Here is a 17,705-nt window from a genome sequence, read left to right as displayed (position 1 = left end):
AGTAATGTTGCTATAAATTTATCATAGCATATATTTGATTTAAATATGAACTAAATGTTAATGGATTAAATGCAAAAAAACACATGATTCTTTAAGAGTTTTCTTAAAATCATGTGTTTTCTTTAAATTAATATATTAGTCGTTAGATTTACCAACACCTGAAAGTATTATTCCAGGGTTGTGATCTATAGCCCATGAAATACCCCAGTCATTTTGGAATATAAGTAGATTTCTATCTTTAAAGTCTTTAACTTTCTTTGTATCAGAAGTTAAGTTTAGTGAATCTACATCTATATTATCATTTTCAATCCATCTAACATATCTAAATGGAAGTCTTTCCATTTTTATATCAACATTGTATTCATTTTTTAATCTATATTCTAAAACTTCAAATTGAAGAACACCAACAACACCAACTATGATTTCTTCCATACCGATGTGTAATTCTTTAAATACCTGAATAGCACCTTCTTGAGCTATTTGAGTAACACCTTTTATGAATTGTTTTCTTTTCATAGTATCTACAGGTTTAACTCTAGCAAAGTGTTCAGGAGCAAATGTAGGAATACCTTCAAATTTGAATTTCTTAGGATTTAAACATAAAGTATCTCCTATTGAGAATATACCTGGGTCAAATACCCCTATGATATCTCCAGCGTAAGCTTCTTCAACAACCTCTCTATCTTGAGCTAAGAATTGTTGAGGTTGAGCAAGTTTAACTTTCTTACCACCTTGAACGTGGAAAACATCTTTTCCTTTTTCAAATTTACCAGAACATATTCTCATGAAAGCAAGTCTATCTCTATGAGCTTTATTCATGTTAGCTTGTATTTTAAATACGAAAGCTGAGAATGGTTCAGTCATAGGATCTATTTCACCTATTGATGAATTTCTTGGAAGTGGAGAAGTAGTTAGTTTTAAGAAGTCATTTAAAAATGGCTCAACTCCAAAGTTTGTAAGAGCTGATCCAAAGAATACAGGAGTTAATTCTCCTTTTCTAACTTTTTCTAAATCAAATTCGTCACCAGCTATATCTAATAGTTCAACATCTTCCATTAACTTATTATGTAAATCTTCACCTAGAAGTTCTTTAAATTTAGGATCTTCTAAGTCACCAGTTATAGTTGAAACTTCACTTTGTCCATGGTTTCCACCATCAAATAAGTGTATTGTGTTTGTAGCTCTATCATAAACACCTTTAAAGTGACTTCCACATCCTATTGGCCAATTCATTGGGTAAGATTTTATACCAAGTTCACTTTCAATATCTTCTAGAAGTTGGAAAGGATCTCTAGTTTCTCTATCCATTTTGTTTACAAAAGTAAATATAGGAATTTCTCTTAATGAAGCAACTTGGAATAGTTTTCTTGTTTGATCCTCAACCCCTTTAGCTCCATCAATAACCATAACAGCTGAGTCGGCAGCCATAAGTGTTCTATATGTATCCTCTGAGAAGTCTTGGTGACCAGGAGTATCTAGTATGTTTATACAATATCCACCATAGTTAAATTGCATAACAGATGAAGTAACAGAGATACCTCTTTGCTTTTCTATTTCCATCCAGTCAGAAACTGCGTGTGTAGCAGCTTTTCTAGCCTTTACAGAACCAGCCATTCTAATAGCTCCTCCATAAAGTAAGAATTTTTCAGTAAGAGTAGTTTTACCAGCATCAGGGTGAGATATGATGGCAAAGGTTCTTCTTTTCTCTATTTCCTTAATTAAATCGCTCAATCTAATTTCCTCCTTAATTTTTTTATGTATATTAAAATATTAACTATTTTCCTTCATTAATATATATAAATATGAAAGATTAAGAAAATAATTGTTTTATCTCTTAAATAGCCTAGACTATTATATCATAAAATAACTATCAAATTAATAAATACTTTTAAGTAAAAAAATAGGTCATATTCTTAACCTTTAATATGACCTATTTTATATATTTTATTTTGAATTTTTCTTTTTAAGTTCTCTCATAGAAGGTAATACATCTTTATTATCTAATCCAACAATAGATAGTATTTGTCTAGCTCTATCTTTAGTTGAGCCTTCTATAGTTGTGTATTTAACATTTTCGCTATCTAAGAATTGCTTCAATGCATTATCAACGGCAGAGGCAGTTGATTCATCTTGCCATCTAACACCATCTTGAGTATAACCAAATTCTCTAGGAACAAAGAATATATGATCATACTTTTGAAGATCTTTAAGAGCTAAATGGTAAAGATCTTTTAATATTTCAATTTCTTTTTCTGTTCTTTTTTTATCACCTAGCATAAATCTTCCATATATATATGGTACAAAAGTTGCATAATCTGTTAAAGCATAATCAAATTGATTTAATGATTCTTCTAAACGAAGTTGTCCTAAATAAATACCATATTGTTCAGAAATAGTTTCTATCATACCTTTTTCTTTAAGATATTCTGTACTATATTCAGTTGCAGCTCCAACATCTAATCCTCTAATTTTAAACTCAACATAAAGTTGTTGTATTAAAGTAGTTTTTCCACATCTTGGACCACCAAGTATTGCAATTCTAACTGGCATATTAAACCCCCATTAAATTATGTATTTACAGTAAGTTGAAAATAGTAAAATAATTTATATTTAATGTATCTTTAAGAATTAATTTTATTCTATGAATTAAATCAAAAATTCTAAATAAATGACAAATTTCATTATATCAACATGAGAGAAGGATTTCAATATTTTAAATTACTTAAAAATAATTAATAAAAAACTTTATAATATATTAATAATACAAACAAATTATTACAATTTATTTGCAATAATTTGAAAAAAAACAATCATATGATATAATCTTAAATGTATATGTCAAAAAATAATGAAATAGTATAATAATTTTGATATAATTACCTAGTATAAAATAAAGAAAAATTTAACATATATTTGTAAATGAAATTTAAGAGGTGAATTAATGTATAAATTAGTAGCTATAGATATGGATGGAACTTTATTGAAAGAAGACAAAACTGTATCTGAAAAAACTAAGGAAGCAATAAAGAAAGCTAGAGAAAAAAATGTAAAAGTAGTTTTAGCAACAGGAAGACCAGTAGATGGAGTTAAAAGATATTTAGAAGAATTAGATTTATTCCATGATGATGAGTATGTTTTAACTTTTAATGGAGCTATAGTTAAGGAAGTTGGACCTGATAGAGTAATTTGTAGAGATACTTTAAAGGGTAGTGATTTAAAATATTTATATGAAATAAGTAAAAATGTTGGAGTTAATATACATGCCTTTTCTAATTTTGGCTGTGTAACTCCTAAAATGAATAAATACACAGAATTAGAAGGCAGAATAAATGGAATAGAAGTTTGTGAAGCTGATTACGATGAAATCAAAGCAGATGAAGAAATAATAAAAATAATGATGATTGATGAACCAGAAGTTCTAGAAGAAGGAATTAATAATTTACCAGAAGAAGTATATGAAAAATATACTGTAGTAAGAAGTGCTCCTTATTTCTTAGAGTTTTTAAGTAAGACTTGTAATAAAGGAGAAGGGGTTAAATCTCTAGCTGAAAGCTTAGGTATAAAAAGAGAAGAAGTTATAGCAATTGGAGACGCTGGAAATGACCTTCATATGATAGAGTATGCAGGCCTTGGAGTTGCTATGGGAAATGCTTTTGAAGAAGTAAAAGAAAAAGCTGACTTTATTACAAGAAGTAATGAGGAAGATGGCGTAGCCTTTGTTTTTGAAAAATTTGTTTTATAGATTTTAATATAAAAATATAATGAAAGTTAAGGGGGATTTTATGCAAAATATAAATGATATTCCAATTAAATCAGAGTGTAGTAAGGAAAAAAGCTATCTATTTTATAATGTTGCAAAAAGATGTTTTGACTTAATATGTTCGTTAATTGCGTTAATATTATTTTCACCAATATTTTTAATTTTATATATATGGGTGAAGGTTGATTCTAAAGGACCAGCATTTTTTGGGCATAAAAGAATTGGTAAAGATAGAAAATATATAGATGTTTATAAGTTTAGATCTATGGTTTCTAATGCAAAAGAGGTGTTTGATAACTTTACACCAGAGCAAAAAGCTGAATTTGAAAAGAATTTCAAGTTAGATGATGATCCAAGAATAACTAAATGTGGAGCTTTTTTAAGAAAGACAAGTTTAGATGAATTACCTCAATTAATAAACATTATTAAGGGAGATATGAGTATCGTTGGACCAAGACCAATAGTAGATAAAGAAGTTGAAAAGTATGGAGAGTATGCGGACAAGCTTTTCAGTGTTACACCAGGGTTAACAGGTTATTGGCAAGCAAATGGAAGAAGTGACACAACATATGAAGAAAGAGTACAGATGGATATGTACTATATAGATAATAGATCTTTATGGCTTGATATTAAAATAATATTTAAGACGGTTATATCAGTTATAAAAAAAGAAGGAGCTGTATAGATGAAGATATCTATAATTTGTCCATTGTATAATGCTGAAAATTATATAATGAATTTACACAATAAAATATTAGAACAAGAAAAACCAGAAGGTACAGAAGTTGAGATTTCATATATTTTAACTAGATGTAAGGATAAAACAGAAGAAATGTTAAAAAATATGAATTTACAATATACACTTATAGAACCAAAGGATTTTTCACATTCAAAAACTAGGGAGATGATGGCTTTTAAGTCAACAGGAGATATTATAGTTTTCATATCACAAGATGTAATGATGAAGAATAACTTTTGGCTTAAAAATTTAGTACAACCTATTATAGATGGGGAGTGTGAAGCTTCATTTAGTAGACAACTTTGTACTAATAATACTATAGAAAAATATATAAGAGAAAAGAATTATCCTGAAGAATCAAGAGTGGTTTCTAAAAAGGATATTAATAAATATGGATTATTAACATTTTTTTATTCAGATGCATCATCAGCTGTTAAAACAAGTGTATATAAAGAGTTAAATGGATATGACAATAAAAGACTTTTAATAAATGAAGATATGTATTTTGCTGAAAAGCTTATACAAGCTGGATATAGAATAAAATATTGCTCAGATTCTGAAGTTTATCATTCTCATGTATTTACTCTTAAATCATTGTACGAAAGATACTTTGATACTGGAGTTTTCTTTAGACAAAACTCACAGTTCCTAAATTATAAAGGAAATAAGAGTGGTAAAGATTTAGCTATTCATGTATTAAAAAGATCATTAGAAGATAAAAATTTTAAGGTTACATTAAATATATTACCTAATTTTGGAGCGAGGTTTATTGGAAGCTTCTTAGGAAAGAAATATGAAAGTTTACCTAAAAGTTTTGTTATGGCTTCTTCAATGAGTAAAAAGGTATATAGTCAAATTTAGAATTAAGGTAGAAGGTGAGAAAATGAAAGGAATTATATTAGCTGGTGGAAGTGGAACAAGATTATATCCAGTAACAAAGGCAATGTCAAAACAAATGGTACCAATATATGATAAGCCAATGATATATTATCCAATGTCAGTATTAATGTTAGCTGGAATAAGAGATATATTAATAATATCAACAGAAAGAGATTTACCTAATTTTAAAGAGTTATTTAAAGATGGAAGTGAATTAGGTTTAAATATAGAATACAAAGTTCAAGAAGCACCAAATGGACTTGCAGAAGCATTCATAATTGGAGAAGAATTCATAGGAGATGACAATGTAGCTATGATTCTAGGGGATAATATATTCTATGGACAAAACTTCTCAAGTAATTTAAAGGAAGCCGCTGCTTTAGAAAAGGGTGCTATGGTATTTGGATATTATGTTCAAGATCCTAAGGCTTTTGGAGTAGTAGAATTTGATGAGAATGGAAAGGTAATTTCTTTAGAAGAAAAGCCAGAACATCCAAAATCAAAGTATGCAGTTCCAGGACTTTATTTCTATGACAATACAGTGATAGAAAAGGCAAAAGGATTAAAGCCATCTGCAAGAGGAGAACTAGAAATAACAGATTTAAATAGATTATATATGGAAGAGGGAACTTTAAAAGTTAACCTATTTGGTAGAGGAATGGCTTGGTTAGATACAGGAACTCATGCTTCAATGTTACAAGCATCTAATTTTGTTGAGGCTGTTCAAAATACTCAAGGTACATATATAGCTTGTTTAGAAGAGGTTGCATACAGAAAAGGATGGATTTCTTCAGAGAAGGTATTAAACTTAGCTAAACCATTAATGAAAACTGGTTATGGTAAGTATTTAGTTGATATAGTTGAAGAGTTAGAACAAAAAAGATAATAGAGAAATTAGACGATTATATAAATTTACATAATATAATAAATGCTTATATTATGTAAATTTTTTTGAACTTTAGATACAATTTATTGAAAGTGGTGAAAAAAATGAGTAACTTTAAATTTATAGAAACAAAAATAAAAGATTTATATATTATAGAACCTAAAGTTTTTGGAGATGAAAGAGGATATTTCATGGAAACATATAGTCAAAAAGCTTTTGAAGAAGCTGGACTTACTATGAAATTTGTTCAAGATAATGAATCAAAATCTAAAAAAGGTGTTTTAAGAGGATTACATTTCCAAACTAAACATACTCAAGGAAAGCTTGTTAGAGTAACTCAAGGAGAGGTTTGGGATGTAGCCGTAGATTTAAGAAAAGGATCACCTACATTTGGACAATGGGAAGGTGTTCATTTAAGTGCAGAAAATAAAAGACAATTCTATGTTCCAGAAGGATTTGCTCATGGATTTGTAGTTTTATCTGATGAAGCTGTATTTAACTATAAATGTACAGATTTTTATGCTCCAGAATATGACAGTGGACTTCTTTGGAATGATAAAGATGTTAATGTAGAATGGCCTTTAGAAGGAATAGAAGAAATAATCTTATCAGAAAAAGATAAGAAACAAAAAACTTTAAAAGAATTAGATATTCCTTTTGTATATGAAGGTTAATAGGGGGAATTCTATGAAAATATTAATAACAGGTTCAAATGGACAATTAGGAAATGAACTTCAATCAATAATAAAAAGTGGAAAAGCAGAAATAGGTTCAGTTAGTGAAAATATAAAAAACTCAGAAGTTATTGCTTTAGATGTTGATAAATTAGATATAACGAGCTTAGAAAATGTTAAAAATGTACTTAATGAAGAAAAGCCAGATGTAGTAATAAACTGTGCAGCGGCAACAAATGTTGACGGATGTGAAAGTAATGAAGATTTTGCATTTAAAGTTAATTCTTTAGGAGCAAGAAATTTAGCTATGGTTTGTGAAGAAATTGGAGCTAAATTAGTTCAAGTTTCAACAGATTATGTATTTAGTGGTGTTGGTGAAAAACCATTAACTGAGTTTGATTTAACTGCACCTTATAGTGTTTATGGAAAAACAAAACTTCTAGGTGAAAATTATGTTAAAGAGTTTTGTTCAAAATATTATATAGTTAGAACTGCTTGGTTATATGGATATGTGGGACATAACTTTGTTTACACAATGATGAGATTAGGAAAAGAAAAAGAATCATTAAATGTAGTTAATGATCAAAAAGGAAATCCAACTCACGCAAATGACTTAGCATATCATATATTAAAGCTTATAGAAACAGAAGAATACGGAATATACCATTGTACAGGAAAAGGGGAATGTACTTGGTATGATTTTGCTAAAGAAATAATGGAGTTAGCTGGCAATAAGTGCATTGTTAATCCATGTACTTCAGAAGAATATAAAACACCAGCTAAAAGACCAGAATACTCATCATTAGATAATATGATGCTTAGATGTACAATTGGTGATGAAATGAGAGATTGGAAGGAAGCTTTAAAAAGCTTTTTTGAAAATCAACAAAATCAATAAAAGTTATTAAAGTTAGGAGAGAATTAAATGAAAACTTACTTAGTTACAGGTGGAGCAGGATTTATAGGATCTAACTTTGTATTATATATGTTAAAGAAATACGAAGATATAAAAATAATAAACTTAGATAAATTAACTTATGCAGGAAATTTAGAAAACTTAAAATCAATAGAAAATGATGAAAGACATATATTCGTTCAAGGAGATATATGTGATAAAGAATTAGTTTCAAGTTTATTTGAAAAATATGAAATAGACTATGTAGCTCACTTTGCAGCAGAATCACATGTTGATAGAAGTATAAGAGAGCCAGAAGTATTTGCTAAAACTAATGTATTAGGAACAGTAAATTTACTTAACTGCGCTAAAAATGCATGGGAAACAGAAGAAGGATGGAAAGAAGGAGTTAAATTCCTTCACGTTTCAACAGATGAAGTTTATGGTTCATTAGGAGAAACAGGATATTTCATGGAAACAACACCATTAGATCCACATAGTCCATATTCATCAAGCAAAGCAAGTTCAGATTTAATGGTTAAGGCTTATTCAGATACATATAAAATGCCAGTAAACATAACAAGATGTTCAAATAACTATGGACCATTCCAATTCCCAGAAAAACTTATACCACTTCTAATAAATAACTGTTTAAATCATAAGGATTTACCAGTTTACGGAGATGGAATGAATATAAGAGACTGGTTATTCGTTGAAGACCATGCAAAAGCAATAGATATGGTAATAAACGGGGGAAGACTTGGAGAAGTTTACAATGTTGGTGGACACAATGAAAGAACTAACATTCAAATAGTAAAAACAGTTATAGAATACTTACATGATAATGTAGATGAAGAAATAACTGAAGAATTAATAAAGTATGTTGAAGATAGAAAAGGTCATGATAGAAGATACGGAATAGATCCAACAAAGATAAAAGAAGAGTTAGGATGGTATCCAGAAACAACTTTTGAAGTTGGAATAAAGAAAACAATAAAATGGTACTTAGATAATAAAGAATGGATGGAAAATGTAACATCAGGAGATTATCAAAAATATTATGAGAAGATGTATAAATAGTAAGTTGAATATAGGAGATATTATATGAATTTAAGAAATAAATCAAACACAAAGTATGAACTTTTTATATATTTTGTGATATTCTCAATATTTATTAGAGACTTTAAAATATATATACCTCTATTTTTATTAAATATATTATATGTTATATATCTTATTTTTAAGAAAGAGATACATATAAGTTTAAAAAAATGGAATTTAACTTTAGCTTTATTTATAATTTGGACAGTTATAAACACTGTAATAGCAAGTTTTATTTTTAAACATCCTATATATTATTCAAATGTTATAAAACTTTTGCTTAATATGAGTTTTCTATTATCAACATATTTTGTTGTAGATGGAACAAATATGAAGTTCCATAAGAAAACTTTAGTTAGATTTTTAGAGTTTATAATATTGATTAATTTTATACAAATTATATATATTTATTTTGATGGCAAGTTATTTAATGATTTTTTTAGTGGCGCACTAACAGAAAGTTCTGATGCAGCTTATACAATCAGTAGTTATCATAATATAATTGGAGCAGAAAATAAGAATATTTGGGCTACTAAGTTTGCATTAATATATATGATATATCTTTACATATGTGCATTCGATAATTTTAATATAAATTTAATTGAAAAAATAAGTTTTATAATTTTAGGTATAGTAACAGTTGTACTTTTATTAAGTAGAACTGCTCAAGTAGCTATAATAATACCGATAGTATTTTTAGCTTTTTATAGTATGAGAAATTTAAATTATAAATATAGAATAGGTATATATGCAGTAAGTGGAATTTTATTCTTGGGAGCACTGTTTGTCTTTTTTGATAAATTTTTCCACTTAGAGTTTAATATGACAGATGGTGGCTTTACAAGATTATATATATGGAAAGAATTTATTATAAGCGTTTTTGATACTCATTTTATAGTAGGTAATGGTATAGGATATAGTGCTTATTTCATTCAGGATATATTAGGAAGGTTTGAATCAAATCTTCATAACGTATTTCTTAATATATTTTTTGAACTTGGAATAATAGGAATTGTTCTTTATATTACCTTTATAATTCAATTTTTTAAAGATTTTATTACAAGAAAAAATATATTGAAAAATTTATTTATGATAATATTTCCTATGTTAGCCATAGTTTGTTTACAATACTTAGGATATGATAATGATTTAGTAGTAACTTTAACACTATTAATTATAATAAATATGATTATGAAGAAAGATGAGCAAAGAATATGATTAGAAAATTTTCATTGATAATGGCTACCTATGGGAGAAAAGATGAAGTAGGGTGTTTTCTTGAAAGTCTAATGAATTCAAATTATACAATGGATAAAGTTGAAGTAATCATTGTTGATCAAAATAAAGAAATAGACTTAGAGCCCATAATTAGTAAATATAAAGAAAAAATAAAAGTGGTTCACATAAAATCTAATGAAAGAGGATTAGCTTTAAATAGAAACAAGGGGTTAGAGATAGCAACTGGAGATATAATAGCTTTTCCAGATGATGATTGTGAATATCTAGTAGATACCCTTAATATAGTTAATAATTACTTTGAAAATGAACATTGTGACTTATTAATGGGAAGAATTGTTGAGCGTAATGGTGAAGATTCACTTAGGGAGTGGCCTAAAGAGAAGATAGAAATAAATAAAAATAACTTTTATACAAAGTGTTCTTCAGTAACTATGTTTTTAGATAGTAAAAAATGCTTTGTAAAATTTAATGATCAATTAGGAGCAGGTAAATATTTTGGAGCTTGTGAAGATGCAGATTTGATATATAAAAACTGTAAAAAGGGGCTAAAAATAATATATAATCCAGAACTTCAAATATATCATCCACATTATGATTCAAATAGCAATATGGATGATAAGAAAATATATAGTTATGGTTTAGGATTTGGTGCAATGGTAAAATCAAATTTTGATTTTTCTATGTTAATATTATTTATTAAGGCTGAGGGATATCATTTCTTAAAATCATTAATATATTTAATAACTTTTAAGAAAACTAAGTCAAAAAGAAGTTGGCTTGCTTTTAAAAGTAGAATAAAAGGATTTTTTGAATATAAGAATTAACCATAAAGCATAAAAGAATTTTGAAATATAAAATTCTTTTATGCATTTATAATATAATTTGCTTATGAAATAAGAGATTTTTAGGAGATAGTTATGAGTAAAGTGAAAAGAAAATTAAAGAACATAGTAAGAAATATTATGTTGAGTGAAACTTTTGCAAATACAAATTTAGTAAAAAATATGAGGAAAAATCATAAAGAGAAATTAGAAGAAGGAAGAAGAGTTTTATTTAAAGAGCATGCTAAAGATTGTTTAGAAACTATAAAGGAGAATTTAGATAAGAATAATCTTCATTTTTGGCTTGATTATGGAACTTTGCTTGGAGCTATGAGAGAAAAGGATTTTATAGCACACGATTTAGATATAGATTTAGGAATGTTTTACGAAAATCAAGTTGAAGAAGTAGAAAAAGCTTTTAAAGAAGCTAATATAAAAAAAGTTCGTGAATTTACTTTAGATGGTAAGGTAGTAGAGCAAACATATAGCTATAAAGGATTATACTTTGATATATTTTACTATTTTAAAGATGAAAATCTTATGTGGACATATGGATTTACTTTTAAAAATAATAAACTAAATAAAGTTAGTTATAAAGATAAGGATGTATCAACTGGTTTTGAAGGAATGAAGTATTTTGTTAAGAAGAGAGGCCTTGAAAAAATCATGTTTAAAGGAAAAGAATATACAGTTCCTGAAAATCCAGATGGTTATTTAAGAGAAAATTATGGACCAAATTATATGACACCTATAAAGGAATGGGATTATGTAGAAGCACCAACAAATCAAGAAAAGTTAAAGGGTGGAGACATAGTAATGATAGAATATTATAATTAGGAGGAACTATGAGTAAATCAATATCGAAAAATATAATATTTAAATTTTTATTAAATATTTTTAATGTAGTAGTTCCAATAATTATAGGTCCTTATGTATTAAGAGTTTTAGGACCAGACTTAATGGGAACAATAAACTTCTCCCAAACAATATATGGATACTTTTTCATATTTGCAGGTTTTGGAGTATATCAATATGGTTTAAGAGAAATAAGTAGAGTTAGAGACGATAAAAAAAAGCTCTCACAGGTATATACGAGTCTATTTACTCTAACCTTTATAACAAATATACTTACAACAATTGGATATGTATTATTTGTTCAGTTTAACTATTCTGGAACAGAAATATATGTTGCATGTATGATATTAACTTTTAATTTATTAGCTAATATCTTTTATACTGAATGGGTAAATGAAGGGTTAGAAAACTATGACTTCATAACAATAAAAACTATCATAATTAGAATTGTTTATGTAGTATTTTTATTTATACTTGTTAGAAGTGCAAATGACTTAAAAGAATATATGATTCTTTTAGTTTTATCAACATTTTTAAATAATATTGTAAGTTTTATATACATAAGGAAAAGAGTACCTTTTGATTTTTCTAACTTAAAATTATTAAAGCATATAAAACCAATGTTTTTAGTTGTTATATTATCAAATGCGAACGTATTATACACTCAACTTGATAGATATTTTATAGGAGAGTATATAAATATGGATTCTGTTGCTTATTATACAACAGCGCAAAATATAAGTAACATAATAAATACCTTGTTGCTTACAGTTATTTATGCAACTATTCCAAGAATGTCAAATTATATAGCAAATGAAAATCATGATGAATATAAAGGTTTATTAGATAAAATTTCTAAAATGTATTTTATAGTTCTTTTCCCAGCTGCTATAGGTATGTTGGTTTTAGCTAAAGAGGTAATTCTTATATATGGTGGTAGCAAGTATTTAGATGCTATACCAATGCTTAAGGTTTTTGCTATATATATAATTACTTTAGGATTTGAGACCATATTAAGTAATCAGGTTATGTATATAAGAGGAAAAGAAAAAGAACAAGTAAAGATAACATTTATAGGGGGAGCAGTAAACTTAGTATTAAATGTAACATTATTATGGACAGGCTATTTTAATGGAACAAATGCAGTAATAACAACAATGCTAGCTAATATAGTTGTTATTATATTAGAATACTTATATATAAAATTTGTTATGGACTTAGATTTTAACATTTTTAGCCTAGATAAGATGAAGTATCTAGCAATATCATTATTATTTATACCTATAACTTATTTTATAGGAAAATTTATAAGTGGAGTTATACTATTTACTTTAGCAGTAATGATTATAAACTCATTAGTTTATTTCTTAATTTTACTAGTTATTAAAGATGATTGTTTATTAGAAATAATAAATAAATTTACTAAAAAATTAAAAAGATAAAAAATAAAAGGGGGAGTTTCATTGATTAAAAAGTTTATTCTTGCTACAGTTATTACTTTAAGTGTAACTTCAATTAATGTTCTAGCTTTAGAGAATGTAAATGATAAGTCTGATGAAAGTAAGTCTTCTAGTTTAGTTGGAGAAACTTATGAAATTGTAAAAGAGCCAAATATGTTTTTTTCAATTCCAGGTGATAATGTAGAAAGCTATAAAGATGAAAATGGAATTGAAAGAGAAGAATTTAAAAAGGATAAAGAAGGTCAAGAATCTATAAACAGACTTGTTACAAAGACTAAGAGTAAGTATGAGATAGCATTAGCTCATGAAAATGGGAAATATACATTTTTAGATTCTGCAAACACAAAGGAAGAAGCAGAGAAAAAGGTTGAAAATGAAAGTGAAAAATATAATACCTTTTCAGCAATGCCTGTTGTTTTAAATGATAGTGGACAAGTAGCTTATTCAGAAAAATCAATGGGAAGATTAGTTAAATATAAAAATGGAAGCCCAGCTGGATATGGAGAAATAACTAATATATATGCTAATCCTAATTTAACAAATGACTTTACATATATTAATCATGGTTATGTAGATGATGTTCCAATAATTGAGGATAGAGGAAATGTTGCCAAAATAGAAGTTGGAGGATATGAAGGTTGGGTAAATAAAGATACTAGTTCTGGAAATTATGATTTAGTCATAGTACCATTAAACCAAGTAAAAAATCCAAGTTATTATATAGTTAGAGATGGAGAGTTAATCCATTATATAAGTAGTGATCTTACCAATTATTCTGAAGGTGGATATGAGGTTGTTATAGGACCAGCACCTAATTTCTTAAGTGAAAATGTAAAATATTATAGTTATGATAACAAATATTTTTATAAAGATTTAAGTACATTAATAGGTGATTTACAAAATGATAATCATAATAATTCTGTAAATGCAAATAATCCTTTTTATCCATATTATATGTATTTACCATTTAGAAGTAAAACAACATTTACTGCTGAAGAATTAAATAATTTTATTGCTAAAAAGACAAAATCATATAGCAAATTAAGAGGAACTGGACAAGCTTTTATAGATGCACAGAATAAATATGGAGCAAATGCTCTTTTACTTTTAGGACTAGCGGCTAATGAATCAGCTTGGGGGACATCTCAAATAGCTCAACAAAAAAATAATTTATTTGGAATAAATGCTATTGATTCAAGTCCAGGAGCATCAGCAAATTCATTTGAAACTGTTGAAGGCTGTATAAATGATTTTGCAAAATATTATATTTCTAGGGGATATTCAGATCCAGAAGATTGGAGATATTTTGGAGGATACCTTGGAAATAAGGGAAGTGGAGCTAATGTTAAATATGCTTCAGATCCATTCTGGGGAGAAAAAGCAGGACAAAATGCTTATATAGCTGATTACTGGGCAAGTGGAAAAGGAATAGCAGGTTTAAAAGATTATAATTACTATCAGCTAGGCATTTATACAGGGGCTAGTAGTGTTACAAATAAAGATAATGAAAAATTATATGATGTAGGTGGCTTATATACTGAAAGAGTAGAAAAAATAGGAGCTACAACAATTTTAACTAGCAAAGAAAAGATTAATCACAATGGAAAAGACTGTTATGAAATAAATCCAGTTAGAACAACTCCTGTAATATCAAATGGATCACCAGTAGCATTCCCAGGTCCATACGATTGGAATGATAAAGGCTTTGTAGATGCATCAAAAGTTAAGCTTATAAATGAAGGTAAGTATTCTGAAAATGTTATGGGAAAATGGGAATTAAATGATGGCATATGGTACTATTATATAGACGGAAAATATGTTACTGGGTGGAAGAATATAGATAATAACAAGTATTATTTTGATCAATCAGGTAAAATGCAAACAGGTTGGCTATGTATAGATAATATATGGTATCATTTTAGAGATAATGGAACAATAGACATAGGTTGGAGAGAAATAGATGGATATTGGTATTATTTTAATAATGATGGAGAAATGCAAAAGGGTTGGCAGACAATAGGTAAATATAAGTATTATTTCAATGATAATGGAGTAATGAATATTGGCTGGAGAAAAATAGATAATATTTGGTACTATTTTAATATAAATGGAGAAATGCAAACAGGATGGTTATTTGAAAATAATATATGGTATCATTTTGAAACTACAGGTTCAATGACTGTAGGATGGAAAAAAATAAATAATGATTGGTACTATTTTAATTCAAATGGAGAAATGCAAACAGGATGGCAAAATATTGGTACTCCAAAATATCATTTTATAGATAATGGTGTAATGGACATTGGATGGAGAGAAATAGATGGACAATGGCATTATTTTAATGAGAATGGAGAAATGCAAACAGGTTGGCAATATATAAATGGAAATAGTTATTATTTCGATGAAAAAGGAATATGGAAACAGTAATAAAAAGACTGATTAAATTCAGTCTTTTTATTATAGAATAAATTTCTAATATTGATAAATATAACGTAATAAGGTAATATTTAAGTGTAAGCAAGTTTATACGCTAATTCAAAAAAAAGAGGTGGACAAGTGAAGAGAAAAAGTATTGCATTAGTTCTTTCTTTAGGACTGTTAGGTTCTGTTACTTTAGGTAGCATTGAAACAGTTTATGCTGAAGGAAATAAGAACACAACTAATATTAGTGAAGTAAAAGTTGACAATAAGGTAGAATTAAGTGACAAGAAAAACAAAGAGATAAAAAATGGATGGGAAATTATAAATGATAAGTGGTATTATCATGAAAGTGATGGAAGTTTAGCTACTGGGTTTAAAAAAATAAATGATGAATGGTATCGTTTTGATAATAATGGAGAAATGCAAGTTGGCTGGCAATATATAAATGATATATGGTACCATTTTAGAGATAATGGCCCTATGGATACTGGTTGGAGAAAGATTAATAATGATTGGTATTATTTTAATAATGATGGAGAAATGCAAACAGGATGGCAGTCTATAGGGAATAAAAGATATCATTTCAGAGATAATGGAGTAATGGACACTGGTTGGAGATCATTAGGAAGTGATTGGTATCTATTAAACTCAGATGGAGAAATGCAGACAGGTTGGCAACATATAAATAATATATGGTACCATCTTGAAGATGACGGTAAAATGAATACTGGATGGCAAGATATAAATGGAGACAAATATTATTTTAATAATAGCGGCGAAATGCAAACAGGTTGGCAATATATAAATGATATATGGTACCATTTAAGAGAAAATGGACCTGCAGATACTGGTTGGAGAAAAATAAATAATGACTGGTATTACTTTGATAATATAGGTAAAATGCAGACAAGCTGGCAAGATATTGATAACTCAACATATTATTTTAATGATAATGGAGTTATGAGTATTGGATGGAGAACTATAGAAAGTGAATGGTATTATTTTAATAATAGTGGAGAAAAAGAAATCAACAAAGTTATAGATGATTGGTATTTAGATAAAAATGGAGTAGGAAATCAGATTGTAACTGAAGGTGTATATGGAAAGAGTGGAAAGGGCAGAGATTTAGAATACTATAGAATAGGACATGGTAAAAAAGTATTATTCTCAGTGTTTGGAGTACATGGATATGAAGATGCTTGGAGTGGTGATTCACAAGAACTTAAAATAATAGCTGAAAAGTCAGTAAATAGGTTAAGAAGTGAATACAATACTAAAGGAATAGATTTAAGTGAATGGAGTGTATATATAATACCTTCAGCTAATCCAGATGGAAGAATTGATGGATGGACAAACAATGGTCCAGGTAGAACTACAGTAACAACTAAGAATGATATAAATAGATCATTCCCTACAGGGTTTACTCCTTTTTATAGTGATAGAAACTATACAGGACCAACAGCATTAGGTTCTCCAGAGGCAAAGGCTTTATATGGTTTCATAAATAAAACTATGGAGGGAGCAACTGAAAAAGTTCTTCTAGATGTACATGGATGGGAAAACAAAACAATAGGTAATCCTAGCATTGCTAGATATTTTGATAATGAATTTGGCTTTAGAAATATAAATAAATATCCAGGTGGATTTGTAATAACTTATGGAAATGCTATAGGAGCTAAGTCAGTTTTAGTAGAATTTCCAGTTCCTTATTCACATCAAGATATATTGAGAAGAGATTTTTCTGGTAAATTCTCTAATGGATTAGTAAATATTCTTTTAAATAACTAAAAATAAGTATAACTAAACTATATGATAGAATTTTAAAAATAATTTTATCATATAGTTTTTTTATTATAAAAAATAGTTAATAAATTATATTTCTAATTGTTGTCTGTAAATTTTTACAGTAAATGAAATTAAATATTTTTTTAAATAAAATGTTACTAATATGTAAATATTTATACGGTTAAAAGGA

Annotated in this window: 15 protein-coding genes; 13 read left to right on the top strand and 2 right to left on the bottom strand. The window is 27.6% G+C overall.

Translation table 11 applies throughout. The annotated features are described in order from the left end of the window. Positions 1 to 135: 135 nt before the first annotated feature. Positions 136 to 1,731: a peptide chain release factor 3 gene (locus tag QP548_RS09945; protein ID WP_003448736.1), complete on the bottom strand. Its 1,596-nt coding sequence runs from the start codon at positions 1,729 to 1,731 to the stop codon at positions 136 to 138. A 213-nt stretch (positions 1,732 to 1,944) separates the two neighbouring features. Beyond that, positions 1,945 to 2,550 (bottom strand): AAA family ATPase, encoded by a 606-nt coding sequence (locus QP548_RS09940; RefSeq protein ID WP_061426526.1) that lies wholly within the window; start codon positions 2,548 to 2,550, stop codon positions 1,945 to 1,947. Positions 2,551 to 2,941: 391 nt separating this feature from the next. Here QP548_RS09940 and yidA point away from each other — a divergent pair, with 391 nt between their 5' ends. The 13 genes from yidA to QP548_RS09875 all read left to right on the top strand — a co-directional run bounded on the left by yidA (position 2,942) and on the right by QP548_RS09875 (position 17,518). Continuing rightward, a complete protein-coding gene (gene yidA / locus QP548_RS09935) occupies positions 2,942 to 3,742 on the top strand; it encodes a sugar-phosphatase (protein ID WP_061426527.1) in 801 nt (266 codons plus the stop codon). 40 nt (positions 3,743 to 3,782) lie between these two features. Beyond that, the gene (locus tag QP548_RS09930) at positions 3,783 to 4,445 is read left to right on the top strand and encodes a sugar transferase (protein WP_003476898.1); all 663 of its coding nucleotides are present in this window, start codon (positions 3,783 to 3,785) and stop codon (positions 4,443 to 4,445) included. Further along, a complete protein-coding gene (locus QP548_RS09925; protein ID WP_061426528.1) occupies positions 4,446 to 5,360 on the top strand; it encodes a glycosyltransferase in 915 nt (304 codons plus the stop codon). A gap of 22 nt (positions 5,361 to 5,382) precedes the next feature. Next, positions 5,383 to 6,264 (top strand): glucose-1-phosphate thymidylyltransferase RfbA, encoded by an 882-nt coding sequence (gene rfbA / locus QP548_RS09920; protein WP_061426529.1) that lies wholly within the window; start codon positions 5,383 to 5,385, stop codon positions 6,262 to 6,264. Positions 6,265 to 6,368: 104 nt separating this feature from the next. After that, positions 6,369 to 6,938 carry a dTDP-4-dehydrorhamnose 3,5-epimerase gene (gene rfbC, locus QP548_RS09915; RefSeq protein WP_003448714.1) on the top strand — a complete coding sequence of 190 codons (570 nt, stop codon included), beginning with the start codon at positions 6,369 to 6,371 and terminating at the stop codon, positions 6,936 to 6,938. Positions 6,939 to 6,951: 13 nt separating this feature from the next. Beyond that, positions 6,952 to 7,836: a dTDP-4-dehydrorhamnose reductase gene (gene rfbD, locus QP548_RS09910; RefSeq protein WP_061426530.1), complete on the top strand. Its 885-nt coding sequence runs from the start codon at positions 6,952 to 6,954 to the stop codon at positions 7,834 to 7,836. 27 nt (positions 7,837 to 7,863) lie between these two features. Beyond that, positions 7,864 to 8,913, top strand: a complete 1,050-nt coding sequence (rfbB, locus tag QP548_RS09905) for a dTDP-glucose 4,6-dehydratase (RefSeq protein ID WP_061426531.1) — start codon at positions 7,864 to 7,866, stop codon at positions 8,911 to 8,913. 24 nt (positions 8,914 to 8,937) lie between these two features. Beyond that, entirely contained in the window at positions 8,938 to 10,152 is a 1,215-nt protein-coding gene (locus QP548_RS09900) for an O-antigen ligase family protein (RefSeq protein WP_061426532.1), read from the top strand. Next, entirely contained in the window at positions 10,149 to 10,997 is an 849-nt protein-coding gene (locus QP548_RS09895; protein WP_061426533.1) for a glycosyltransferase family 2 protein, read from the top strand. Before QP548_RS09900 ends, QP548_RS09895 begins: the two co-directional genes overlap by 4 nt. A gap of 93 nt (positions 10,998 to 11,090) precedes the next feature. Then, positions 11,091 to 11,831, top strand: coding sequence for a LicD family protein (locus QP548_RS09890; RefSeq protein ID WP_003448712.1), 741 nt, complete (start codon positions 11,091 to 11,093; stop codon positions 11,829 to 11,831). Between the two features lie 8 nt (positions 11,832 to 11,839). Then, positions 11,840 to 13,291 carry a flippase gene (locus QP548_RS09885; protein WP_061426534.1) on the top strand — a complete coding sequence of 484 codons (1,452 nt, stop codon included), beginning with the start codon at positions 11,840 to 11,842 and terminating at the stop codon, positions 13,289 to 13,291. A 21-nt stretch (positions 13,292 to 13,312) separates the two neighbouring features. Continuing rightward, on the top strand, positions 13,313 to 15,736 hold the full coding sequence (locus QP548_RS09880) for a glucosaminidase domain-containing protein (RefSeq protein WP_061426535.1): 2,424 nt from the start codon (positions 13,313 to 13,315) through the stop codon (positions 15,734 to 15,736). Between the two features lie 129 nt (positions 15,737 to 15,865). Beyond that, complete coding sequence (locus QP548_RS09875) at positions 15,866 to 17,518, top strand: cell wall-binding protein (protein ID WP_061426536.1); 1,653 nt, start codon at positions 15,866 to 15,868, stop codon at positions 17,516 to 17,518. The last annotated feature ends 187 nt before the right edge of the window (positions 17,519 to 17,705 follow it).

Origin of the sequence: Clostridium sp. UMB9555A, assembly GCF_030222355.1 — a bacterium.
In the GTDB taxonomy this organism is placed as follows: domain Bacteria; phylum Bacillota; class Clostridia; order Clostridiales; family Clostridiaceae; genus Sarcina; species Sarcina perfringens.
This window is presented reverse-complemented; position numbering and strand designations above follow the sequence as displayed.